This is a genomic window from Streptomyces sp. NPDC005722, from assembly GCF_040630935.1.
Taxonomy (GTDB): Bacteria; Actinomycetota; Actinomycetes; order Streptomycetales; family Streptomycetaceae; genus Actinacidiphila.
Genome location: NZ_JBEXYN010000030.1, coordinates 83,039 through 106,479 on the forward strand (window position 1 = coordinate 83,039; position 23,441 = coordinate 106,479).

Here is a 23,441-nt window from a genome sequence, read left to right on the forward strand (position 1 = left end):
ACCCTAAGCACCCGCAGTGAACGGGAGGCACCGTGCTCGGCTCGGTAGTCCACGTGGTCGGTGCCCGGCCCAACTTCGTCAAGGCCGCCCCGGTCGTCGCCGCCCTGCGCGGGGCCGGGCAGCCGCAGTCGGTGGTGCACACCGGACAGCACTACGACGAGCGCATGTCGCACGTCTTCTTCCGGGAGCTCGGCCTGCCCGAGCCGGACGTGGACCTCGGCGTCGGCTCCGGCAGCCACGCCCGGCAGACCGCCGCCCTGCTGACCGCGCTGGAGGACGAGCTGTCGGCCCGCGCCCCGGCCCTGGTCACGGTCTACGGGGACGTGAACTCCACGCTCGCCGCCGCGCTGGTCGCCGCCAAGCTGGGGCTGCCCGTGGCGCACGTCGAGGCGGGCCTGCGCAGCTTCGACATGACGATGCCGGAGGAGGTCAACCGGCGGCTGACCGACCAGCTCGCCGACCTGCTGTTCGTCACCAGCCCGGAGGCGGTGGGCCATCTGGCGGACGAGGGCGTGGACACCGCGCGGGTGCACTTCGTCGGCAACCCGATGATCGACACCCTCCTGGCCCACCTGCCGCGGTTCGACCCGCGGGCCGCCCGCGCCGCCCACGGGCTCCCCGCCCGCTACGGGGTCGTGACGCTGCACCGCCCCGCCAACGTCGACGACCCGGCCGCCGCGGCCGCCGCCGTGGCGGCGCTGCGCGAGGCGGCACGGCACCTGGAGCTGGCCGTACCGCTGCACCCGCGCGGACGGGCCGCGCTGGAGGCGGCGGGCCTCGGCGACACGCCCGGCATCCGGATCCTGGAGCCGCTCGGCTACCTGGAGTTCATGGGGCTCCTGCGGGGCGCAGCCGCGGTGGTCACCGACTCGGGCGGGGTGCAGGAGGAGACCACCGTCCTGGGCGTGCCCTGCCTGACGCTGCGCCCGAACACCGAACGGCCGGTGACGGTCACCCACGGCACCAACCGCCTCGTGACCCCCGACGGCCTGGCCCCGGCCCTGCTCAAGGCGCTGGACGGCGAGGCGCCCGCCCCCGAGGGCCCCCCGCTGTGGGACGGCCGCTCGGGGCCCCGCATCGCCCGCGTCATCACCGAATGGCTGGACCACCATGTCTGAGCCGCACCCGCACGACCAGCTCGCCTACTGGGACGCCCGCCACCGCGAGCACGACGACCTCGCGTCCGGCGGCCACATCGGCCTCGACCGGCCGGGCAACGAGGTCTTCTACGCGCTGCGGGTCGCCGAGGTGCTGCGCATCACCGGCGACTCCGAACGCGCGAGCGACCGGCTGCTCGTGCTGGACGCGGGCTGCGGCAAGGGCCACTTCGCGCGGGCGCTGGCCGGCTGCGGCCACCTCGTCGACGCCTTCGACGCCAGCCCTTCGGCGGTGGACCACTGCCGCGTGCTCGGCGGCGGCCCCCGCTATCGGGTGGCGGAGCTGTCGGCGTGGCGCAGCCCCTGGCCGTACGACGTCGTGCTTGCCGTGGACGTGCTCTTCCACGTGCTGGACGACGCCGCCTGGCGGGCCGCCCTGGTCAACCTCGCCTCCCTCGTCCGGCTGACCGGCCGGCTGGTCGTCACCGACGAGGACGCGCCCGGGCGCGTGGTCCGCGGCGACCACGTCCTGCACCGTCCGGCGGCCGAGTACCGCGCCGTCGTCGAACCGCTCGGCCTGCGCCACGGCGGCTTCACGCCGTACGGTTTCCGGGAGAGCAGGGTCGGTTTCCACGTCTTCACGAGGACCTCCTGATGCGCCTTCTCGATCTGCTCCACCCGCACCTGGACGGGGTGACCGAGGTCGTCGACGCGACCGGCGGCGGCATCCCGCTCGGCCCCTACCTGCACCTGCCCGAGGGCGTCCGGCTGCGTGCGCACGCGCCCGCCGACGGGGAACCGGTCGGCGAGGGACGGCTGGCCCTGCTGTCGTACGGCCCCGACCCCGCCCTGCACGGGGACGAGGAGGCGTGCCTCGCGGGGCTGCGGCGCATGCGGCCCGGCGGCAGGGGCCTGATCGTGTTCGGCCACCCCGGCGCCGAACTGCCCTACCACCGGCTGCTCGACGCCCTGGTGGCGCAGCACTGCCAGGTGCTGCGGGCGGCCGGCCTGGACTACCTGCACCTGCACGGCGGCGCGGTCTTCACCTGCACCGACGCGCTGCTGCCGCTCCTCGACCCATCGGGGCGGCCCGTACCGGGCGAGGACGGCACCACGCTGCGGCTGGCCGGCGAGTACGTGCTGGCGGAGTTCGTCACGCGGGCCGAGCGGGCGCGCGTGCTGGACCTGGAGCGCCGGCACGAGGAGGACCGCCGCGCCCTGGAGGCGCTCCAGGACGGCACGGACGGGGAGCGGACGGCGGCCCTGACCCGTGAGCGCGACCGGATCGCCGCCGAGCTGCGGCGCGCCCGGGAGCGGATCGAGGTGCTGGAGACCCGGGTCGGCATGCTGCAGGGCTCGACCTCGCTGCGGGTGGGCCAGGCGCTGGTCTCGGCCGCCCGGTCCCCGTTGCGCGGTTCGACGCGGCTGCCGCGCGAGCTGTACGGGATGTGGCGCGGCCGCGACAGGGGCGGACGCCCGTCGGCGGCCCGGCCGGGCGGGCCGGCCGCCGCCTCCGCGGCGCCGGATGCGGCCGGGGCCGCGGCCGACGGCCACCTGCACCTGGCCCACCGGGCCTTCACGGCGGGCCCCCGCGACCGGCTGGTCCTCGCCGGCGTCCTGGACCCCGGCACCGCCGCGGACTTCTCCCACGACGCCGTCGTCAACCGTGTGCTGCCGCACGACGCCCGGCAGGTCACCGAACGCACCGACCCGGACGTGCTCGTCGTGCAGCTCAGCGCCTGCCTCCGCGGTGCGTGGGCGCACACCGGCACCGGCGACGCCCCCGACCTGGACCGGCGGCTGGCCGAACTCCTCGCCGCCGCCCACGCGCTCGGCCGCACCGCCGTGCTGTGGCGGGACGCCCCCGCCTCGGCCGCCCCGGGCCTGGCCCCGTTCCCCTGGGACGCCGTGCTCGACGGGGACACCGGGGTGCAGCCGGCCCGGCTGGACCCGGCGGCGGTGGACCGGGCCGGCCTCCGGGAGATCTTCACCAGCCGGGCCACCCGGGTGCGGTTGTCGGAACTCGCCAGGATCGCCGGGGCGGCGGACCCGCTGGACGCCCGGCGGGTGTCCGTACTGGCCGACCCGCGTGGCGACGCCGAGGTCTCGCGCCTGGTCGCGCAGGTCATGGCGCAACGCCACCGCCCCGCGGAGGTCCTGGTGCCCGTGCCCGGGACGGCCTACGCGGAACTCACCGCGGGCGGGGTCACCGTACGGGCCGCGGCGGACGGGCCGGGCGCGCCCTGGGTCGCGGACTGGTCGGACCTCGCGGAGGAACGCTCCGCGGTCCACCTGCTGGACCTGATGTGCGCCCAGGAGTGCTCCGGGGCCGACGTGGTGGCCTTCAGCGCCGACACGGCGGGCTTCGTGCCGCACGTCAACGGCTTCCGCCCGGCGCTGGTACGCAGGGCTCTGTGGCCGTCCCCGGGGGCAGGGCGGCTGTTCACGATCCGTCCGGAGGAGGTCCGATGACGGGCACGCGCACGGTCAGGGCGATGGTCTACGGGGACGTGGACCTCAACCTCATCGACGGTTCCGCGGTCTGGGCCCAGTCGACGGTGCAGGCACTGGCCCGCGCCGGCTGCACGACCCGGCTGGTGCTGAAGGCGCCGGTGCGCACCGGGCGGCTGGTCGACCCGCTGGCGGAGCTGCCGGGGGTGTCCGTCGTACCGACCGGCCACGTCCTCTCCGCCGTCCAGGCCTCGCGGGTGCTGCGCGAGCAGGACGAGCGGGAGCCGTGCGACCTGCTCGTGCTGCGCGGACGCCGGCTGGTGGCGCAGGTCGTCGCCGACGGCGCCTTCGACGGACGGATCTGGGCGTACCTCACGGACATCCCGCAGTCGGCGGCGCACATGACGGAGGAGGCCGTCGAGGAGCTGACCGGGATCGCGGAGGCGTCCCGGCATCTGCTCTGCCAGACCGAGGAGTTGCGCTGCTTCATCGAGGCCTGGGTGCCGGCCGCGTGCGGCAAGTGCGTGCTGTACCCGCCCAGCGTGCCCGTCCCGGACTTCGCGGTGCCGGAGCACGAGGCGGCGGGCGACCCCCTGCGCATGGTGTACACGGGGAAGTTCGCGCCGCGCTGGAACACCCTGGAGATGACGGAACTGCCCGAGGCGCTGGCGGCCCGGGGGATCAGGGCCGAACTCCACACCGTCGGCGACAAGATCCACGACGACCCGCGGCACCCCGGCTTCCACGCGGACATGGAGCACGCGCTGCGCACCGCGACCGGCGTGGTGCACCACGGGGGCACCTCGCGCCAGGACGCCATGCGCATCGCCGCGGGCTGCGACCTGGGGCTGGGCTGGCGCCACCCGGAACTGGACGCGAGCCTGGAACTGTCCACCAAGGTGCTGGAGTTCGGCACGCTGGGGCTGCCCGTCGTGCTCAACCGCACCCCCGCACACGAGGCGCTGCTCGGCGCCGACTACCCGCTGTTCGTCCCCGGCCGGGGCACCCTCGACGACGCGGCGGAGGCGGTCGCCGCCGCCCGCTCCCCCGAGGCCTACCGCACGGCCGCCCGGCGCTGCCGCGAGGCCGCCGCGCACTTCTCGCTGGACCGGGCCGCCGAGCGGCTGCGCGGCCTGGTCGAGCGGGCGCTGCCCGCCGCACCGGCCGGTCTCGCCGGACGCGGCCGGCCGCTGCGGGTCGTCGTCGCCGGGCACGACCTGAAGTTCTTCACCCGGCTGCTGGACCACCTCCAGGCCCTGCCCGGGGTGGAGGTGCGGGTCGACGCCTGGGAGGCGCTGGCCCGGCACGACGCCGCGGTCGGCCGCGAACTCGCCGCCTGGGCCGATGTCGTGGTGGTGGAGTGGTGCGGGCCCGCGGCCGTCTGGTACAGCCGCCACAAGCGGCGCGGTTCCCGCCTGGTGGTGCGGCTGCACCGCTTCGAGCTGTACGCCGGCTACCCCGCGCAGGTCGACATCGACGCCGTCGACCGCGTCGTGTGCGTCAGCCCGCACTACAACCGGCTGACGCGGGAACGCACCGGCTGGCCGCAGGAGAAGCTCGTCACCGTCCCCAACTGGGTCGACGACCGGCAGCTGGACCGTCCCAAGGTCCCAGACGCCCGCTACCGCCTCGGCATGATCGGCGTCGCGCCCTCGCGCAAGCGGCTCGACCTGGGGCTGGACGTGCTCGAGGCCCTGCGGGCCCGGGACCCGCGGTGGCGGCTGTCGGTGAAGTCCAAGATGCCGTGGGACTACTGGTGGATCTGGAACAAGCCCCAGGAGCGGGCCCACTACGACGCCGTGCTGCGGCGGGTGCAGTCCGGCCCGCTGGAGGACGCCGTGGTCTTCGACGACTTCGGGCCCGACGTGGCGAGCTGGCTGCGGCGCATCGGCTTCGTCCTGTCCACCAGTGACGACGAGAGCTTCCACCTCGCCCCCGCCGAGGGCATGGCCTCCGGGGCGGTGCCCGCCCTGCTGCCCTGGCCGGGCGCGGACGCGATCTACGAACGCCGCTGGATCCACGACACCCCCTCGGCCATGGCGGACGCGATCTCCGCGCTCGCGGCCGACGGCTGGGAGGAGGCGGGCGGGCAGGCCCGGGACTGGCTGCGCCGCAGCTTCGGGCTGGACACGGTCCGCGAGGCGTGGACGGAGCTGGTCACCGCTCCGGCGCCGTGACACCCCCGGGCAACCGGGCGGCCGGGCAGATCCGTGATCGCCCGACGGGGGTCACCCCCCGGCCGTAGCATGACGGCGGGGTGGTGACTGGAGGTGCGCATGACCACGCAAGAGTCGCCGTACGACGTGCTCGTCGTCGGTGGTTCCGGGGTGGACACCGTGGTGCGGGTGGACAGCCTGCCCGTGCCGTACGTGGACTCCCTGGGGGTGGGACCGGTCCGGGAGTGGCCCGGCCAGACCGGCGGCAACGTGGCGCTGGGCTGCCGCGCGCTCGGCATGACCGTGAAGTTGCTCGACTTCGTCGGCGAGGACTGGGTCGGCACCCTGCTCCGGGAGCGCCTGGCCAAGGGCGACGTCGACTTCGAGCCGCTGATCTCCCCCGCCGGGACCCGGCGGGCGGTCAACCTGGTGGACGCCACGGGCCGGCGGATGTCCTTCTACGACGGACGCGACCCGGCGGACCTGCGGATGCCGCGCGAGTTCTACCTCCCGCACCTGCGCCGGGCCCGGCACGTGCACCTGTCGATCTCGCACTTCACCCGCTTCCTCTACGACGACATCGAGGAACTCGGCCTGCCCGTCTCGACGGACCTGCACGACTGGGACGGGCTGGCGGAACACCAGCGGGAGTTCGCCCGCCGCTCCGACCTGGTCTTCCTCAGCGCGGCAGGAGCGGGCGAGCGCATCGCGGACGTGATGCGCGGCATCCTCCGTGACGGCCGCGCGCAGGCCGTGATCGCCACCGCCGGGGCGGGCGGCGCCTACCTGCTCGCGCGCGACGGGAGCAGCACGCCCCGGCACGTGCCGGCCGTCGTCCCGCCCGGCCCGGTGGTGGACTCCAACGGCGCGGGCGACGCCTTCCTGTGCGGCTTCCTCCACGGGCGCACACGCGGACTGGACCTCGAGTCCTGCGCCCGCCTCGGTGCGACGGCGGGCGCGTACACCTGCACGGCGGGCGGCAACCTGGCCCTCATCGACGCCGCGACGCTGGATTCCGTTCAGGTCTCCCGCGCCGGCTCGTAGTCCGCCTCCTCCAGTCCGAAGGTCCAGGCGACGCCCTCGCGGGCGGTCCGGGTCCGCGGCGGCACCCGCAGCCAGTAGGTGCGGTGGGTGCCGTCCGGCTCCGGCGTGGAGTTGACGACCTCGACCATGACCAGCGGCTCGTCCCCCTCCAGTTCGATCCGCCAGAGCACCCCGGCCGCGTCCCGCTGGACGGGCTCCGCCCCGGACTCCTCCAGGTAGCGCTCGTAGCCGTAGTGCTCCAGCATCACCCGGCGCAGTTCGGCGTTCTCCTCCTCGCGTATGCGGCGCGGGGTCAGCCCGGCAAGCCCGTCGAGGAACTCGGCGGGGACCGGCATGCCGCGCCAGGCGTGCAACGCGAAACCGTCCGCGAAGGCCAGCGCGGGGCCGTCGCCGCGGTCCAGCCGGCCGGCCTCGTCCCGGTGCAGTTCCAGGGGGCGTTCGGCGACGACCGCCGTCCGCTCGTACGGCCACCACCAGCCGGCGTTCCTGGCGACCGCGGCGATCCCGGCCAGTTCTCCCGTGCCCTCCTGGCCGTCGAAGGCGGCCAGCCACGGCGCGTCGTGCTGCCCGAGCACGGCGTCGAGCAGCGCCAGCCGCACGGCCTGCCCGCCCCCGGACACCGCCGGTGCCGCGTCGGCCACGGCGGTCCGTATCCGCTCGGTCAGCAGCACCGTCGTGTCCCACAACTGCGCGCCGGTGACGGCCCAGTGGTCCGCCCAGCCGGCCGGCCCGAGCCGGCCCGCGACCCGCTCCCGCGCGGCCGCCCACGGCCGGGTGCGCACCGCGTCGCGGACGCTGCCGCCCGCCGTGCCGTCCGCCGTCAGACGCACGGCCAGGGCCACCGCCTCCAGCGGGGAGGCCGCCCACACGATCCGTTCCGGCTCCGGCAGCCCGGCCAGCCGGTAGGCCCGGCGCACCCCCTCCTCCGCCGCGGCCCGGTCCGCCGGGCCCGTCGCCGCCACGACCTCGCGCCACAGCGCCGTCGTGTCGGCCTCCGCACCCGTGCCCGCAGCCGCACCCGTGTTCACAGCCGCACCCGTGCCCGTGCTCGCCACCGTCGTCATCGCTCCGCTCCCCCGTCCTCGTCAGTCCGCCACGACGCGCACCGCGCCGGGCGCGTACTCGCGCTGCCGCACGACCCGGTACCAGCCCTTGGGCAGCGGTATCGCGGCGTGCTCCTCGTGCACCACCCGCCCGCCGTCCGGGAGGTGGAGGTACGCCGCCCCGAACGGCCCCGCCTCCCGCACCAACGTCCCCGGGCCGACGACCGCGTGGGCGTGCCCGGTCACCTCACCGAGGGCCAGCACGAGCCTGCCCCGCGGGTCCCTCGGCTGCCGCGGCAGCCGCTCCGTGCCCGGCGGCACGGCCGCCTCCGCGACGGGCACGATCAGGACGTCCCCCTGCCGGTACATGCGTGTCTCCCTTCGCCGTCGGCGCCCGCCGACCCGATGTCCACGACGCTACGCGGGGGGGTGTGACAACGCCCCCCGGCCGACTGTGCACAGCCCGCGGCGAGCACTGTCGGAGGGACTTGGTAGAACTCTTCGCGAGCGGGGCACACCGCCCCGCGGCAGTGGCCGCACCGAGGCGGCAGCACCGCCGAGGCACCGCGTCCGTCCATCCCGGGGAGACCACCGATGTCCTACGTCGAACATCTGCAGGAACTGAACGGCCTGCCGGCCTTCGACTTCCCCGCGCCCGGCGCGCGGCAGGAACTCCCGGCGGCCGGAGCGGTGGCCTGGCGGCTGGCCGTCAACCCGTACGACGACGACGCGAAGGAGAACTTCGCGCAGCTGTGGGACCGCTTCCTGGAGACCGTGGAGCCCGCCGGGGTGCGGGCCCTGGTCCTCGGGCAGTGGGGGGAGCCGTACGACAACGACTCCGGCGCCGTCGTGCGGCCGCTCGTGGAGGCACGGGAGCGGCTGACCGGGCTGGAGGCCGTGTTCATCGGCGACCTGGAGATGGAGGAGGCCGAGATCTCCTGGATCGAGCAGTCCGACGTGACGCCGGTGCTCGACGCCTACCCCCGGCTGGAGGTGCTGGGCGTCCGCGGCGGGTCGGGACTGCGCTTCCCGGCGACGGGCCACCAGCGGCTGCGCACGCTGCGCTTCGAGGCGGGCGGCCTGCCCGGCGAGGTCGTCCGCGGCGTCGGCGCGAGCGAACTCCCCGCGCTGGAGCACCTGGAGCTCTGGCTCGGCGTGTCGGAGTACGGGGGCGACGCCACGGTCGCCGACCTGGCGCCGATCCTCGCCGGCGGCCGCTTCCCGGCACTGCGCCACCTCGGCCTGCGCAACAGCGAGATACAGGACGAGATCGCCGGCGCCGTCGCCGCGGCCCCCGTCGTGGCCCAGCTCTCCTCGCTCGACCTGTCCCTGGGCGTGCTCACCGACGACGGTGTGAGCACCCTGCTCGCCGGCCAGCCGCTCACCCACCTGAACTGGCTCGACCTCCACCACAACTTCGTCACCGAACCGGTCGCCGAGCGCGTACGGGCCGCCCTCGAGCCTTCGGGCGTCGAGGTCGACCTCTCCGAACCCGGCGACGAGGACGAGTGGGACGGCGAGATCCACCGCTACACCGCCGTCGCGGAGTGAGGCCGTCATGACAGTGACACACCACCTGGAGACCTTCCACGGGCTGCGCGTGCACACGCTGCCCGAGGCCGGCACCGCCGAGCTGCCCGCGCCCGACGCCGTGGCCTGGCGGCTGGACTGCTTCGAGGCCGGCGGGATCCCCTTCCCCGAGGTGTGGGGCCATTTCACCTCGGCGGTCGACACCACGCGGGTGCGCGCCCTCGTCCTCGGGCCCTGGTGGGACGACGAGTACGCGGAACTGCGTCCCGCGCTGGATCTGGTGCTGGCGGACGCGGAGCGCTTCCCCGCGCTGCGCGCCCTCTTCCTCGCCGACGTGACGTACGAGGAGTGCGAGGTCTCCTGGCTGCAGCTGACCGACGTCACGCCCGTCCTCGAACGCTTCCCGCTGCTGGAGGAGTTCGGTGTCCGCGGCGGCGACTCGCAGGGCATGGGCCAGGAGCCGCTGTCCCTGCGGCCGGTCCGCCACGAGGCGTTGCGCGTGCTGCGCTTCGAGTCCGGCGGACTGCCCGGCGCGGTGGTGCGGGCGGTCGCCGCCTGCGAACTGCCCGCACTGGAGCGGCTGGAGCTGTGGCTCGGCGTGTCGGAGTACGGGGGCGACGCCACGGTCGCCGACCTGGCGCCGGTCCTCGCCGGCGGCCGCTTCCCCGCACTGCGCCACCTCGGCCTCCAGGACAGCGAACTGCAGGACGAGATCGCGGCGGCCGTGGCCTCGGCACCCGTCGTCGCCCAGTTGGAGACGCTGGACCTGTCCATGGGCACGCTCGGCGACACCGGCGCCGAGGCGCTGCTGAGCGGCCAGCCGCTCACCCACCTCAAGCGGCTCGACCTGCACCACCACTTCCTGAGCGAGGCCGTGGCCGAGCGGCTGCGCGCGGCGGTGGGCTCCGCGGGCACCGAGGTCGACCTGTCGGAGCAGCTCGCGTCGCGCCGCCGTCGGGGCGAGGAGTGGCGCTATGTCGCCGTCTCCGAATAGCCGCACCGGCGGTGCGCCGCGGATCGCCGTGGTCGGCAACCCCGGCAACCGCAGGACGACGCTGTTCGCCGACGCGGTACGCGCCGCCGGGCACCCCGCACCGCGCGTGGTGGCGTGGCGCGACGTGCTGCGCGGCCGGTACGCCTTCGCGCCCGGCGAGTTCGTGCGCGTCGACTCCCCCGGTGAGGACGCCGAGGTCGACCGGCTGCTGCGGGGCGCCGACGACCCGGCCCGGGTCGAGGGCACCGCGCTGTGGTACCGCCGTTTCACCGCCGCGGTGCACGAGGTCACGGATGCGGCCCGGCGGGCCGGCGCGGTGCCGTCGGCGGACGCGGGCGAGGTCGCCGTCCTGTTCGACAAGCGCCGCTGCCACGCCCGGCTCGCCGCGGCGGGCGTCGCGGTGCCGCCCGCGCCCGGCGGGCCGCCGGTGCGCGGCTGGGACGAGCTCAGGGAGCGGCTGCGGGCCGCCCGGATCTCCCGGGCGTTCCTCAAGCCCGCGCACGGCTCCTCCGCCTCCGGTGTGGTGGCGCTGGCGATGGCGGGGCCCGGCCGGATCAAGGCGACGACCTCGGTGGAGACCACGGCCGACGGACGCCTGTTCAACTCGCTGCGGGTGCGGGAGTACCGCACGGAACCGGAAGTGGCCGCCCTCGTCGACGCGCTGGCCCCGGACGGGCTGCACGTGGAGCGCTGGCTGCCCAAGGCGTCCCAGCACGGGCGCGCGGCCGACCTGCGGGTGGTGGTGGTCGCCGGCCGCGCCACGCACGCCGTCGTCCGCACCAGCCCGCACCCGATGACGAACCTGCACCTCGGCGGCGCCCGCGGCGACCTGGACACGGCCCGCGCGGCGATCAGCGCCGCGGGCGGCGACTTCGGGGACGTGCTGACGACCGCCGAGCAGGCGGCGGCGTGCTTCCCCGGCACCCTCTGCGTCGGCGTGGACGTGCTGGCCACGACGGGCTGGCGCCGCTTCGCCGTCGGCGAGGTCAACGCCTTCGGGGATCTGCTGCCCCGGCTCACCGGTCTCCCGGGCAGCGGGGCCGAGGGACTGGACACCTACGCCGCCCAGGTCGCCGCCGTACCGGCCGCGATGGAACGCGCGCGACGCGAGGAGCACCACCATGACGCCACCGCTTGACATGAACCAGATCGTGGGCAGCCACGACATCCTGCTGGTCACCCTGGACACCCTCCGCCACGACGTGGCCGAGGAACTGGCCGCGGCGGGCCGCATCCCCCACCTGGCCCGCCATCTGCCCGGTGGCCGCTGGGAACGCCGGCACGCGCCCGGCAGCTTCACGTACGCCTCCCACCAGGCGATCTTCGCGGGCTTCCTGCCCACGCCCACCGAGCCCGGCCCCCACCCGCGGCTGTTCGCGGCGCGCTTCGCCGGCAGCGAGAGCACCGCGGACGGCACCTTCGTCTACGACACCCCCGACCTGGTGTCGGGGCTCGCCGCGGCCGGCTACCGCACGGTGTGCATCGGCGGCGTCGGCTTCTTCAACAAGCAGGCCCCGCTGGGGTCGGTGCTGCCCGGGCTCTTCCAGGAGAGCCACTGGGAGCCGGAGTTCGGCGTGCCCTCACCCACCTCCTTCGAGGCGCAGGTGGCCCGCGCCGAGGAGGTCGTCGCCGCCCTGCCGCCGCAGCGGCCGCTGTTCCTCTTCGTGAACGTCTCGGCGCTGCACCAGCCCAACTGGTTCCACCTGCCCGGCGCCACCCGGGAGGCCGGCGACTCGCGTGCCACCCACGCCGCCGCCCTGGAGTACGTCGACCGCCACATCGGCAGGCTCTTCGCCGCCGCCTCCAGCCGCCGTCCGTGTCTGGCCGTCGTCTGCTCCGACCACGGCACGGCGTACGGAGAGGACGGCCACACCGGCCACCGCATCGGCCACGAGGTCGTGTGGACGGTGCCCTACGCCCACTTCATCCTCGACGGGGCCGCCCGATGACCCGCACCGACGTCACGCTCTCCCCGACGCCCCCGGCCACGGCCGCCGTGCGCCCGTACCGGCACTACGTGTACGCGTACCCGCACAAGACGGCCTACCGCGCGCTGCCCCGCGAGCAGGCCGGGCTGCGCGACCTGTGGGCGGACGAGCCGAAGGACGCGCTGTCCCTCTACTTCCACATCCCGTTCTGCGAGGTCCGCTGCGGCTTCTGCAACCTCTTCACCAGGATCGGGGCGCCGGACGGCCTTGCCACCGCCTACCTGGACGCCCTGGAGCGCCAGGCCGCCGCGGTGCGGGAGGCGCTGGGCGAGGGGGCGCGGTTCGCCAACGCCGCGTTCGGGGGCGGGACTCCCACATACCTGGAGGCCGGCGAGCTGGAACGGCTCTGCGACCTGGCGGAACAGGGCCTGGGCGCCGACCTGCGGGCGATACCGCTCTCCGTGGAGGCCTCGCCGGCCACCGCGACCGCCGACCGGCTGTCGGTGCTGGCGGAGCGCGGCACGACCCGGCTGAGCCTGGGGGTGCAGAGCTTCGTCGAGGCGGAGGCCCGCGCCGCCGTCCGCCCGCAGCGCCGGGCCGACGTCGAGGCGGCGCTGGGCAGGGTCCGGGAGGCGGGCATCCCCGTGCTCAACGTCGACCTGATCTACGGCATCGACGGCCAGACCGAGCGGTCCTGGACGACGTCCCTGGACGCCGCGCTCGCCTGGGGCCCTGAGGAGCTGTACCTGTACCCGCTCTACGTCCGCCCGCTCACCGGCCTCGGCCGGCACACCGCCGGCGCCGCGCCGGACGAGGCGGCGTGGGACGAGCAGCGGCTGCGGCAGTACCGCCACGGCCGCGACCATCTGCTGGCGCACGGCTACGAGCAGGTGTCGATGCGCATGTTCCGCCGTGCGGACGCCCCCACCACCGGCGGCGGGGACTACGCCTGCCAGACCGACGGCATGGTCGGCCTCGGCTGCGGGGCCCGTTCGTACACCTCCACGCTGCACTACTCCTTCGACTACGCCGTCGACATGCACCGCATCCGCGGCATCATCGACGCCTACACGGCGCGCACCACGCGGGAGTTCGGTCACGCCGACTTCGGGTGGGAGATGGACTCCGAGGAGGCGCGCCGCCGTCATCTGCTGCAGTCCCTGCTGCAGGCCGACGGCCTGCCCGTCGCCGAGTACCGGGCCCGGTTCGGCACCGCTCCGGAGGAGGACTTCGCCGAGGAGCTGGGCCGCTTCGCGGAGCGGGGCTGGCTGGACACCGCCGCGGGTCCGGACGTGCTGCGGTTGTCGCCCGAGGGCCTGGCCCATTCCGACGCGGCCGGTCCCGAGCTGTTCTCGGCCGCCGTGCGGCGGCGCATGGCCGCCTACGAGCCCAGGTGAGCGCCCCCGCCATGGACCTGACGATCCTCTACCGCGGCCCGCTGGCCTCCTGCGACTACGACTGCCCCTACTGCCCGTTCGCCAAGCGCAGGGACAGCAGGGCCGAGCTGACCGCCGACCGCGCCGCGCTGGAGCGCTTCACCGGCTGGGCGGCCGAACGGACGGACGACCGGCTCTCGCTGCTGTTCACCCCGTGGGGCGAGGGCCTGGTGCGCTCCTGGTACCGGCGCTCCCTGGTCGAGCTGAGCTGGCTGCCGCACGTGAGCCGGGTGGCGATCCAGACCAATCTGAGCTTCCGCACGCAGTGGCTGGACGAGGCCGACCTCGGCACGCTCGCGCTGTGGTGCACCTTCCACCCCGGTCAGACCCCCTACGACCGGTTCCTGGCCAAGTGCCGCGACCTGGCGGAGCGCGGGGTCCGGCACAGCGTGGGCGTCGTCGGCCTGCCGGAGCACCTGGAGCAGGCCCGCAGGCTGCGGGCCGACCTCCCGGACCACGTCTACCTGTGGGTCAACGCCGCCGAGGGCCACACGTACACCGACGCGGAGGCGGCCCGGTGGACGGACCTCGACCCGCTCTTCCCCTACAGCCGGCATCCGCACCGCAGCGCGGGCCTGCCGTGCCGGACGGGCGATTCGGTCGTCTCGGTGGACGGCGAGGGCACCGTCCGGCGCTGCCACTTCGTCCCCGAGGAGCTGGGCAACCTCTACGACGGCTCCTACCGGGCGGCGCTGCGCCCGCGGGCTTGCCCGCTGGCGGTCTGCGACTGCCACATCGGCTACGTCCACCTGGAGACGCTGCCGTTGTACGACGTGTTCGCCGGCGGGGTCCTGGAGCGGATCCCCGCCGCGCCGCCGCCCGGGCGGGCACCGCTGCGGCTGCTGACGCCGGCGTCCCCCTGAGCAGGCCCGTGGGGCGGCGTCAGCCCTTGCGGCCGACGCCTCCCCAGAAGGCGATGCGGACGTGCTCGCCCTCCTGCGGGGGCGGGCCGTCCGGGCGCCACCGCGGTACCTGCACCAGGCCCGGCTCGACCAGGGAGAACCCTTCGAAGAAGGGCTCGATCTCCGCCTTGCCGCGCAGGGTGAGCGTGGAGGTCGCGTTCTTGTAGGCCTCCCCCGCGTCGGCGTCGACGTCCCGGTGGAAGTCGGTCGTGCCGTGGCTGAGGATCAGCAGGCTGCCGGGCGCGAGGTTCTTGGTGAGGGTGCGCACGATCCCGGCCGGGTCCTCGTCGTCGCGGACGAAGTGCAGCAGCGCGACGAGCATCAGGGCGACGGGCTCGTCGAAGTCGATCAGCTCCCGGATGGTGGCGTGCTCCAGGACGGTCCCGGGCTCGCGGACGTCACCGAGGAAGAAGCCGGCGTTCCCGGTGTTGGTGAGCCGCGCACCGGCGTGGGCGGCCACGATGGGGTCGTTGTCGACGTAGGCGACCCGGGCGTCGGGGGCGACGGAGCGGGCGACCTCGTGGGTGTTGGGCGAGGTGGGGATGCCGGTGCCGATGTCGACGAACTGCCGGATGCCCTGCCCCGCCGCGTAGCGCACCGCACGCTGCATGAAGTCCCGGTTGGCGCGTGCGCTGGGGCGCGCGTCGGGGGTCATGCGGATCACCATCTCGGCCGCCTCGCGGTCGGCCTCGTAGTTGTCCTTGCCGCCGAGGTAGTAGTCGTACATCCGGGCCGGGTGCGGCCGGCTGGTGTCGATCTCCTCCGCGGGGAAGCCCTTGTCGGTCAACGCCCTGCTCCGTTCGGATTCCGGTGGCCCCTGCGGGGCCGGGTCGGTGCGGTCGGTGGTCTCCCGGTCCGTCCCGCCGCTCACGGCAGCAGGAAGTCGGCCTGGCCGGCCTTGGCGCCCTCGATGAAGGACGTCATCTCGTTGCCGGTGTAGATCAGGCAGGGCCCGTCGGGGTCGGCGGACTGCCGTAACGCCACCCGGCCGTCGTCCATCCTGAGGGCTTCGACGCACGAGCCGCCGTTGCCCCCGCTCCACGGCTTGCGCCAGCCCTCGCGGGCGAGTTCCGCCGCGGGCATGCCGTTGTAGATCCGCTCCATGGTCATGTCTCCTTGTGGATGCCACCGAGGATCCGCTCGGTGCTCTGGGTCGGCGCGGCTTGTGCGCACATCCGGTCCAGGGCCTCCAGGAAGGTCGACACGTCGTCGCGGTCGTCGAAGTAGACGGCCCCGACCAGGCTTTCGGAGTAGACGACGTCCGGGAGTTCGTGCGTCTGGAACCGGAAGATGTGGAACGGGCCGTACATGGCGGGGTGCGGTCCGGCCGTGAACGGCATGATCTGCAGTCGTACGTTGGGCAGGGCGCAGGAGTCCATCAGCCTGGCGATCTGGGCGCGCATGACCGCCGGGCGGCCGATGGGTCTTCGCAGGACCGTCTCGTCGATGACGATCCAGACCAGTGGCGCGTCCTCCCGGGTGAGCAGCGCCTGGCGCTCCATGCGCAGCGCGACGCCGCGCTCGACCTCGGAGTCGGCCGCCCCCGGGTTCCCCGACCGCAGCACCTCGCGCGCGTAGTCCTCGGTCTGCAGCAGTCCGGGGACGTAGTGCGGTTCGTAGGCGCGGATGACGCCGGCCTCGCCCTCCAGGCTCACGAAGGCGCTGAACCAGTCGGGCAGGACGTCGCGGTAACGGTGCCACCAGCCGGGCTGGTTGGCCTCCCGGGCCAGTGCGAGGAACTCCTCGAGCTCCGCCGGGTCCAGGACGCCGTAGGTGCGCAGCAGCTTCTCGACGTAGGGGATCTTCAGGCCGACCTCGGCCTTCTCCATGCGGCGGATCGTGGCGTGGGTGACGTCGAGGGCCCGTCCGGCGTCCTCGAAGGAGAACCCGGCCTTCTCGCGCAGGTCCTGGAGCCGTTTGCCGAGCACCACGCGGAGGACGGTGGGAGCACCGCCCGACCGTGCGTCAGTCAGGACCACTTCCCCCAACTCCCCTCTGCTGCAAGCAGTGTGTCATGCCGTCATCGAAAACCGACAGTGCGCACCGGCCGTTCTGTAAATTACAGATCGCACCTTGCCAACAGTTCGAACGGGACCGCATAGTTGTCGACGTGGCCTCCTCACCAGACGCTCTGCGGTTAGAGCGCCGTGGCACCCTCGACGCCCGTCGCTGCCAGGACCTGTTCCGTTTGCCCGCCCACGGGTCCTCCGTCGCCGACGCACGCCATCGCGTGCTGGCACGGCTGCGGGAGTGGGAGACGGACGAGGGACTGCGCGACGACGCCGAGATGATCGTTTCCGAGCTCTTCACCAACGCCGTCATGCACACCGGCAGTGAGTTCATCACCTGCGGGTTGCGCTACGACGGCGCCCGGCTGCGGCTCGAGGTCAGCGACCAGGGGCGCGCGCCGACTGCGCCCCGGCCGCGGGCGGCGGGCGTGGACGAGGAGGGCGGGCGCGGCCTGCTGCTGGTGGGCGCGCTCTCGCAGGCATGGGGCGTCCGGCCCACCGACGACGGCGGCGGCCGAGTCGTGTGGGCCGAACTCGCCCCCGGGGCGCAGCCCTTCTGATGCCGCCCCCCAGGCCGACGCGCCGGGACCGCCGGCGGCCGGCTAGAGCGGTAGCAGGTCCGGGCGCTTGGGCTCCACGTTGTCGCCGGAGGACTCCCCGCGCAGCCGCCGGCCGATCCAGGGCACCAGGTACTCCCGGGCCCACTGGATGTTGTCGCGGCGGATGTCGGCGGGCGCGCGGAACGGCTCCGGCGGCCACGCCTGGTCGGGGTCGGCCGGCACCTCGAGCCCCAGCACCTGCGCGGCGCGCAGGGCGACCCTGGTGTGCCCCTCGGGCGACAGGTGGAGGCGGTCGGCGTCCCAGGCCCTGCGGTCCTGGACCGAACGGAGCGACCACAGGTCCAGCACCGGGGAGTCGTACCGGTCGGCGATGGCGCGCACATGGGCCGTGTAGGTGGCGATCTTGCCACGCAGGTGCCGCAGCACGGGGATGCCTCGGGTGTCGAAGCCCGTGCACAGCACGACCGTGCCGACGGCGGAGGTGAGGCGGGCTACCGCCGCCTCGTAGCGCTCCGCGACGTCGTCGGGATCGCTGCCGGGACGCAGGATGTCGTTGCCGCCCGCGCAGAAGGTCACGAGGTCGGGCGCGAGCTCCACGGCCCGCGGCACCTGCTCCTCGACGATCTGGTCGAGGAGGCGGCCGCGCACGGCGAGGTTGGCGTAGCGGAAGTCGTGCTCGGGGCGGCGGTCGGAGAGGAGCACCGCCAGCCGGTCGGCCCAGCCGATGAACGTCCCGTCGGGAGCCGGATCGCCTACACCTTCCGTGAAACTGTCCCCCACGGCTGTGTACGACCCGATGGCCTCACTGTTGTTTCTCTTCGAATCGTCTGGCACGTCAGCACATACTTCACCTCCTCAAGTAACCTACGCCACCGTAACCAGGGGTTGACGGGGGGTGATCTATCCCACCCGCCCGGATCCGCCGGAAACGGAATAAGACGGCCTCCCGCCCGCGCCACGAAGGCCCCCGCCACCGATCACATACCGGCCGGTACGGCGCCGCCCGGGGTGCCGTAAGGTCGGGAGTGGTCCGGCCGCCGGTGACCCGCACCGCCCGGCCGCTGAGCGAAGGAGCGCCGGTGACCGAGCAGACGCCGCAGCCCGCCCCGTCGGAACCCGAACTGACCGGGGTGCGCAACTTCCGTGACGTCGGCGGCCTCCCGACGACAGACGGCCGCCGGGTGCGGTACGGGCGGCTCTTCCGCAGCGGCCACCTGGCCCACGCCACGGCCGGGGACGCCGGCTTCCTGTCCTCCCTCGGGCTGCACACCGTCTTCGACTTCCGCAACGCCTCCGACATCAGGCTGGAGGGCCCGGACGTCGGCCTGCCCGGCGTCCGCAACGTGAACATGCCGCTGAGCGACCCCGCCCAGGGCGCCGAGTTCTGGACCACCGTCCGCGACGGCGACGTCGCGGCGCTGCGCGAGATCCTCGGCGAGGGACGCGCCGCCGCGCGCATGGTGGAGGCGTACCGCCGCATCGTGCTGGACCGCACCGCCGAGCACGCCCGCATGCTCGAACTGCTCACCGAGGACGAGTCGGTACCGGCGCTGCTGCACTGCGCCGCGGGCAAGGACCGGGCGGGCACCTCGATCGCCGTCATCCTGCTCGCCCTCGGGGTCGAGCGCGACGCGATCGTGGAGGACTACCTCAAGAGCAACGAGGCGCACCGCCGTTACCGCATCCGGCGCGGCGACGACGCGGAGCCGGCGAACACGCCCGAGGTCATGGAGCTGCTCGGCCCGCTCTTCGACGCCCGCAAGGAGTACCTGGAGACCGCCTTCGACACCATCGAGGAGCACTGGGGCTCGGCGGACCGCTACCTGGAGGAGGGGCTGGGCCTCACGCCGGCGCGGCGCGAGCGGCTGCGCGCGCTCTTCCTGGACGGCGCGCGGCCGGCCTGACCGACGGGAGCCGGGCCGGCAGGACGAAGCCGGACTGCCGGGCCCGCCCTACTTGGCCCCGGCCAGGTGGAAGATCAGGAAGAAGAACGCGGCGATGACGTGGACCCCCACCAGGTAGATGAAGGCGCGCACCTTGAAGCCCATGGGGGCCTTGTCGCGGGATTCGCCGGACACGGTCAGTCCTCTCGTCATGCGCCGTGCGGGCGCGGGGAACGGCCGTCGCCCAGGCACAGCTCCGCGACGGAACTCCGCAGCAGCGTGTGGACGAACAGCAGGTCGACACCGTCCGGCGAGGCCGCGGCGATGCGGTGCGGGGTGAGCGAGTCGAAGTGGGAGCTGTCGCCGGGCACCAGCCGGTGCACGGCCTCCCCGAGGGTGAGCCGCAGCTCCCCCTTGAGGACGTACAGCCACTCCTCCCCGGCGTGGACGCGCACCAGCCCCTCCTGGGGGCCGGGGGGAACGTGCAGCCGCAGCGCCTGCATGGCCCGCCCGGGGTTCCCGGCCGGCCAGTACGTCCAGCCGCCGGCCTCCGCGGGCGGTACGGAACCGCCGCGGACCACGGGGTCGCGCTCCGCGGAGGTCTCGCCGAGCAGGTCGGACACGGTGGTGCCGTAGGTGCGGGCGAGGGACAGCAGCATGGGGAGGGAGGGCTGCCGCTGGCCGGTCTCCAGCCGGGACAGGTGCGCGGGCGAGAGCCCGGCGCGGGCGGCGGCCGCCTCCAGCGTCAGCCCGCCCCGGCGGCGCAGCGCGCGCAGTTGGGGGGCGACGTCCGGCAGGGGCGCCTCGTCCGCGGATGGTGAGGTCATGCACTCAGGTATAGCCGCCGGTTCGCCCCTGAGGCAAAAAGCTTGCCTCAGGGGCAAAGAACCCAGGGGACCCGCGGCGGGCCCGGTCAGCGGTGGGCGACCGCCTGCTTCACCAGTGTCCTGCCGAACTCCCACATCAGGCCACCGCCGCCGTGTGCGTCGTCCATCACGGCGGTGAAGGCGTCCACGAAGCGGTCCACCTCACGCTCCCCGATGACCAGCGGCGGGATCAGTTTGATCACCTCCAGGTGGTCCCCGGAGACCTGGGTGAGGATGCGGTGCCGCTGCAGCAGCGGCACGACCACCATCTGCGCGAACAGGCCCTTGCGGGCCGCCTGCAGCATCGTCCAGCGGCCGCGCAGCCCCAGTGACTTCGGACGGCCGAACTCGATGCCGATCATCAGTCCCCGGCCGCGGACCTCGTGCAGCAGTTCGTAGCGGTCCACGAGGGCGGCGAGCCGGTCACGGAGCAGGTCCCCGGTGACCCGGGCGTTCTCGACGACCTTCTCGTCCTCCATCACCGCGAGGGTGGCCAGCCCCGCGGCCATGGCCTGGGCGTTGGAGCCGAAGCTGGCGGAGTGCACCAGTACGCGGTCCATGGACGAGTAGACCTTCTTGAAGATCCAGTCCTTGCCGAGGGTGGCGCCCACCGGCACGTAGCCGCCCGACAGGGCCTTGGCCACGCACACCAGGTCCGGCTCGACGCCCTCCTCGTGCTGGTAGGCGAAGAAGTCACCGGTGCGGCCGATGCCGGTCTGCACCTCGTCGGCGATCAGCAGCGCCTTGTGCCGGTGCAGCAGCTCCTGCGCCGCCCGCAGGTAGCCGGGCGGGGCGGCGTGCACGCCCTTGCCCTGGATCGGCTCGACGATCAGCGCGGCCACGTCGCCCTTGGCCAGCTCCCGCTCCAGGACCTCCAGGTCGCCCAGGGGCACGGCGGTGTCCGGGAGCAGCGGGTCGAAGCCCTCCCGGAAGCCGCCCTCGCCGTTGACGGAGAGCGAGCCGGTGGTGAGCCCGTGGAAGGCGTGGTCGCAGTAGAGCACGCGGGTCCGGCCGGTGGCGTAGCGGGCGAACTTCAGGGCCGTCTCGACCGCCTCGGTGCCGCTGTTGCCGAAGAACACCCGGTCCAGGCCCGGCGCGTACGACAGCAGCTTCTCCGCGAGCAGCCCCGGCAGCGGCTGGCAGTCGAAGCGGGTGAGGTCCGCCAGCCCGGCGTCCAGGACGTCGTGCAGCGCCTTGCGGACGACGGGGTGGTGGCGGCCCAGGCCCATCACCCCGAAGCCGGCGAGCATGTCGAGGTGGTCCCGGCCCTCGTCGTCCCAGAAGTACGCGCCCTCGGCCCGCTCGTAGACCTTGTCGAAGCCGATGGTGTGCAGCATGCGCGGCAACTGGTGGTTGAGGTACCTGGCGTGCAGGTCGTAGCGCTCGGCTCCGCGCTCGGCCAGCAGGGTCGCCAGGTCGAACCCCTTGGGTTCAGGATCGGGCGGTGTCATCGCTCACGTGCCTCTCGTCCGGGTGCTGCTGGTCCGCCGCGAGACGGGCCAGGGTGGCCCCGATCCGGCCGGCGATCTCGGCGGGGGTGAGGCCGATGTCGGCGAGCACCTCGCCGCGCTTGGCGTGCGCCAGGAACTGCTGCGGGATGCCGAAGTCACGGACCGGCACATCGGTCTCGGCGTCCCGCAGGGCCTGCGCGACGGCCGAACCGACGCCCCCGGCACGGCCGTTGTCCTCGATGACGGCGACCATGCGGTGCCGGGCGGCGAGCGCGGGGAGCTCCGCGTCGAGCGGCTTGACCCAGCGGGGGTCGACGACCGTGACGCCGACGCCGCGTTCGCGCAGCAGGGCGGCCGCGGCCAGGGAGACCGGACCGAGGGCGCCGACGGAGACCATGAGCACGTCCGGCCGGTCGCCGCGGTGCAGCACGTCCATGCCGCCCACCCGGTCGATGGCCGGCAGCGCCTCGCCGACGGTCTCCTTGGGGAAGCGGACGACGGTGGGCGCGTCGTCCACGTCGATGGCCTCCCGCAGCTGGGCGCGCAGCTGGTCGGCGTCGCGCGGCGCGGCGATCCGCAGGCCCGGGACGACCTGGAGGATCGACATGTCCCACATGCCGTTGTGCGAGGCGCCGTCGTCGCCGGTGACGCCCGCCCGGTCCAGCACGAAGGTGACGCCGCACTTGTGGAGCGCGACGTCCATCAGCACCTGGTCGAAGGCGCGGTTGAGGAAGGTCGCGTAGACGGCGACCACCGGGTGCAGGCCGCCGGTGGCCAGGCCCGCCGCCGACACCGCCGCGTGCTGCTCGGCGATGCCGACGTCGTAGACGCGGCGCGGGAAGGCCTTGGCGAACTTCTCCAGCCCCACCGGCTGCAGCATGGCCGCGGTGATGGCCACGACCTCCGGGCGCTCCGCGCCGATCCTGACCATCTCGTTGCCGAAGACCGAGGTCCACTTCGGGCCGCTGGACGGGGTGAGCGGTTCGCAGGTGAGCGGGTCCATGGCGCCCACCGCGTGGAAGCGGTCCGCCTCGTCGCGCTCGGCGAAGGCGTAACCGCGGCCCTTCTCGGTGAGGCAGTGCACGAGCACGGGGCCGTGGAAGCGCCGGGCCCGGCGCAGCGCCGACTCGACCGCGGCGACGTCGTGGCCGTCGATCGGGCCGAGGTACTTCAGGCCCAGGTCCTCGAACAGGCCCTGCGGGGCGAAGGCGTCCTTGAAGCCCTTCTTGGCGCCGTGCAGGGACTCGTAGAGCGGCTTGCCGACCACGGGCGTCTGCTGGAGCACCTGTTTGCCCCAGGCCAGGAAGCGCTCGTAGCCGTCGGTGGTGCGCAGGGTGGCCAGGTGGCTGGCGAGGCCGCCGATGGTGGGCGCGTAGGAGCGCTCGTTGTCGTTGACGACGATGATCAGCGGGCGGTCCTTGGCGGCGGCGATGTTGTTCAGCGCCTCCCAGGCCATGCCGCCCGTCAGGGCGCCGTCGCCGATGACGGCCACGACGTGGTCCTGCCGGCCGAGCACCTGGTTGGCCTTGGCGAGGCCGTCGGCCCAGCCCAGCACCGTGGAGGCGTGGCTGTTCTCGATGACGTCGTGCTCGGACTCGGCACGCGAGGGGTAGCCCGACAGGCCGCCCTTGCCGCGCAGTTTGGAGAAGTCCTGACGGCCGGTCAGGATCTTGTGCACGTAGGACTGGTGACCCGTGTCCCACAGGATGCGGTCGGCCGGCGAGTCGAAGACCCGGTGCAGGGCGACCGTCAGCTCGACCACGCCCAGATTGGGTCCCAGGTGCCCCCCGGTCCTGGCCACCGCCTGGACCAGGAATTCACGGATCTCCACGGCGAGTTCGCCCAGCCGCTCCGGCGGAAGGGCCTTCAGGTCGCGCGGACCACGGATGTTCTCGAGCAGCGACACTTTCCCACCTCGCTCCCCTACCGGGGATTGTTTCGCTTTAGCTCACACTGATCTGGGGCTCTCCTGACGGCGCTCCGTCGGCCTGCATGCGCTCGGCGAGCTTCATGGCCTCTTCGATGAGGGTCTCGACGATCTTCGACTCGGGGACGGTCTTGATGACCTCGCCCTTGACGAAGATCTGCCCC

At 74.0% G+C, this 23,441-nt stretch carries 23 protein-coding genes and 1 pseudogene; 13 read left to right on the forward strand and 11 right to left on the reverse strand.

Annotation, left to right across the window (positions count from 1 at the left end):
• Positions 1-32 precede the first annotated feature (32 nt).
• From wecB to ABZ479_RS28965, 5 genes are all read left to right on the forward strand, one after another.
• Positions 33-1,118, forward strand: coding sequence for a non-hydrolyzing UDP-N-acetylglucosamine 2-epimerase (gene wecB / locus ABZ479_RS28945; RefSeq protein ID WP_499604331.1), 1,086 nt, complete (start codon positions 33-35; stop codon positions 1,116-1,118).
• A complete protein-coding gene (locus ABZ479_RS28950) occupies positions 1,111-1,752 on the forward strand; it encodes a class I SAM-dependent methyltransferase (protein WP_500464304.1) in 642 nt (213 codons plus the stop codon). Before wecB ends, ABZ479_RS28950 begins: the two co-directional genes overlap by 8 nt.
• Positions 1,752-3,569, forward strand: coding sequence for a hypothetical protein (locus tag ABZ479_RS28955; protein ID WP_500464305.1), 1,818 nt, complete (start codon positions 1,752-1,754; stop codon positions 3,567-3,569). The genes ABZ479_RS28950 and ABZ479_RS28955 overlap by 1 nt, the downstream gene beginning before the upstream one ends.
• Positions 3,566-5,725, forward strand: coding sequence for a glycosyltransferase (locus ABZ479_RS28960; RefSeq protein WP_500464306.1), 2,160 nt, complete (start codon positions 3,566-3,568; stop codon positions 5,723-5,725). The genes ABZ479_RS28955 and ABZ479_RS28960 overlap by 4 nt, the downstream gene beginning before the upstream one ends.
• 99 nt (positions 5,726-5,824) lie before the next feature.
• Positions 5,825-6,748, forward strand: a complete 924-nt coding sequence (locus ABZ479_RS28965) for a carbohydrate kinase family protein (RefSeq protein WP_500464307.1) — start codon at positions 5,825-5,827, stop codon at positions 6,746-6,748.
• On the opposite strand, the gene ABZ479_RS28970 is transcribed toward ABZ479_RS28965, so the two are convergent.
• Both ABZ479_RS28970 and ABZ479_RS28975 read right to left on the reverse strand, forming a co-directional pair.
• Positions 6,724-7,812: a DUF6745 domain-containing protein gene (locus ABZ479_RS28970; protein ID WP_500464308.1), complete on the reverse strand. Its 1,089-nt coding sequence runs from the start codon at positions 7,810-7,812 to the stop codon at positions 6,724-6,726. The genes ABZ479_RS28965 and ABZ479_RS28970 overlap by 25 nt on opposite strands.
• 21 nt (positions 7,813-7,833) lie before the next feature.
• On the reverse strand, positions 7,834-8,160 hold the full coding sequence (locus ABZ479_RS28975) for a DUF8820 family protein (RefSeq protein WP_500464309.1): 327 nt from the start codon (positions 8,158-8,160) through the stop codon (positions 7,834-7,836).
• Positions 8,161-8,385: 225 nt separating this feature from the next.
• Here ABZ479_RS28975 and ABZ479_RS28980 point away from each other — a divergent pair, with 225 nt between their 5' ends.
• Genes ABZ479_RS28980 through ABZ479_RS29005 form a run of 6 tightly spaced genes read left to right on the forward strand, consistent with a single transcriptional unit; the run spans position 8,386 to position 14,542 of the window.
• Positions 8,386-9,342, forward strand: a complete 957-nt coding sequence (locus ABZ479_RS28980) for an STM4015 family protein (protein WP_500464310.1) — start codon at positions 8,386-8,388, stop codon at positions 9,340-9,342.
• A 7-nt stretch (positions 9,343-9,349) separates the two neighbouring features.
• Positions 9,350-10,315, forward strand: a complete 966-nt coding sequence (locus ABZ479_RS28985; RefSeq protein ID WP_500464311.1) for an STM4015 family protein — start codon at positions 9,350-9,352, stop codon at positions 10,313-10,315.
• Positions 10,296-11,453: an STM4014 family protein gene (locus tag ABZ479_RS28990; RefSeq protein WP_500464312.1), complete on the forward strand. Its 1,158-nt coding sequence runs from the start codon at positions 10,296-10,298 to the stop codon at positions 11,451-11,453. Before ABZ479_RS28985 ends, ABZ479_RS28990 begins: the two co-directional genes overlap by 20 nt.
• A 1-nt stretch (position 11,454) precedes the next feature.
• On the forward strand, positions 11,455-12,264 hold the full coding sequence (locus tag ABZ479_RS28995) for an STM4013/SEN3800 family hydrolase (protein ID WP_500464322.1): 810 nt from the start codon (positions 11,455-11,457) through the stop codon (positions 12,262-12,264).
• Positions 12,261-13,640: an STM4012 family radical SAM protein gene (locus tag ABZ479_RS29000; RefSeq protein WP_500464313.1), complete on the forward strand. Its 1,380-nt coding sequence runs from the start codon at positions 12,261-12,263 to the stop codon at positions 13,638-13,640. Before ABZ479_RS28995 ends, ABZ479_RS29000 begins: the two co-directional genes overlap by 4 nt.
• A gap of 11 nt (positions 13,641-13,651) precedes the next feature.
• Positions 13,652-14,542 carry an STM4011 family radical SAM protein gene (locus ABZ479_RS29005; RefSeq protein WP_500464314.1) on the forward strand — a complete coding sequence of 297 codons (891 nt, stop codon included), beginning with the start codon at positions 13,652-13,654 and terminating at the stop codon, positions 14,540-14,542.
• 19 nt (positions 14,543-14,561) lie between these two features.
• Here the strand turns inward: ABZ479_RS29005 and ABZ479_RS29010 are convergent, their stop codons facing one another.
• The 3 genes from ABZ479_RS29010 to ABZ479_RS29020 form a co-directional block, all read right to left on the reverse strand.
• On the reverse strand, positions 14,562-15,368 hold the full coding sequence (locus ABZ479_RS29010) for an SAM-dependent methyltransferase (protein WP_500464323.1): 807 nt from the start codon (positions 15,366-15,368) through the stop codon (positions 14,562-14,564).
• Between the two features lie 80 nt (positions 15,369-15,448).
• Positions 15,449-15,691, reverse strand: a complete 243-nt coding sequence (locus ABZ479_RS29015) for a DUF397 domain-containing protein (protein ID WP_500464315.1) — start codon at positions 15,689-15,691, stop codon at positions 15,449-15,451.
• The gene (locus tag ABZ479_RS29020; protein ID WP_500464324.1) at positions 15,688-16,554 is read right to left on the reverse strand and encodes a Sco1979 family transcriptional regulator; all 867 of its coding nucleotides are present in this window, start codon (positions 16,552-16,554) and stop codon (positions 15,688-15,690) included. The genes ABZ479_RS29015 and ABZ479_RS29020 overlap by 4 nt, the downstream gene beginning before the upstream one ends.
• A gap of 215 nt (positions 16,555-16,769) precedes the next feature.
• Here ABZ479_RS29020 and ABZ479_RS29025 point away from each other — a divergent pair, with 215 nt between their 5' ends.
• Complete coding sequence (locus ABZ479_RS29025) at positions 16,770-17,150, forward strand: ATP-binding protein (protein ID WP_500464316.1); 381 nt, start codon at positions 16,770-16,772, stop codon at positions 17,148-17,150.
• A 42-nt stretch (positions 17,151-17,192) separates the two neighbouring features.
• Here ABZ479_RS29025 and ABZ479_RS29030 read toward each other — a convergent pair whose 3' ends face one another.
• Positions 17,193-17,984 carry an SGNH/GDSL hydrolase family protein gene (locus ABZ479_RS29030; protein ID WP_500464317.1) on the reverse strand — a complete coding sequence of 264 codons (792 nt, stop codon included), beginning with the start codon at positions 17,982-17,984 and terminating at the stop codon, positions 17,193-17,195.
• Positions 17,985-18,229: 245 nt separating this feature from the next.
• Here ABZ479_RS29030 and ABZ479_RS29035 point away from each other — a divergent pair, with 245 nt between their 5' ends.
• Positions 18,230-19,054, forward strand: coding sequence for a tyrosine-protein phosphatase (locus ABZ479_RS29035; RefSeq protein WP_500464318.1), 825 nt, complete (start codon positions 18,230-18,232; stop codon positions 19,052-19,054).
• Between the two features lie 48 nt (positions 19,055-19,102).
• Here the strand turns inward: ABZ479_RS29035 and ABZ479_RS29040 are convergent, their stop codons facing one another.
• From ABZ479_RS29040 to ABZ479_RS29060, 5 genes and pseudogenes are all read right to left on the reverse strand, one after another.
• Positions 19,103-19,228, reverse strand: a complete 126-nt coding sequence (locus tag ABZ479_RS29040) for a DUF6126 family protein (protein WP_499604303.1) — start codon at positions 19,226-19,228, stop codon at positions 19,103-19,105.
• A gap of 14 nt (positions 19,229-19,242) precedes the next feature.
• On the reverse strand, positions 19,243-19,860 hold the full coding sequence (locus tag ABZ479_RS29045) for a helix-turn-helix domain-containing protein (protein WP_500464319.1): 618 nt from the start codon (positions 19,858-19,860) through the stop codon (positions 19,243-19,245).
• An 86-nt stretch (positions 19,861-19,946) separates the two neighbouring features.
• On the reverse strand, positions 19,947-21,350 hold the full coding sequence (locus ABZ479_RS29050; RefSeq protein WP_500464320.1) for an aspartate aminotransferase family protein: 1,404 nt from the start codon (positions 21,348-21,350) through the stop codon (positions 19,947-19,949).
• Entirely contained in the window at positions 21,331-23,256 is a 1,926-nt protein-coding gene (gene dxs, locus ABZ479_RS29055; protein WP_500464321.1) for a 1-deoxy-D-xylulose-5-phosphate synthase, read from the reverse strand. Before dxs ends, ABZ479_RS29050 begins: the two co-directional genes overlap by 20 nt.
• Positions 23,257-23,293: 37 nt before the next feature.
• Positions 23,294-23,441 (reverse strand): annotated as a pseudogene (locus tag ABZ479_RS29060) (flavodoxin-dependent (E)-4-hydroxy-3-methylbut-2-enyl-diphosphate synthase); the annotation flags it as partial.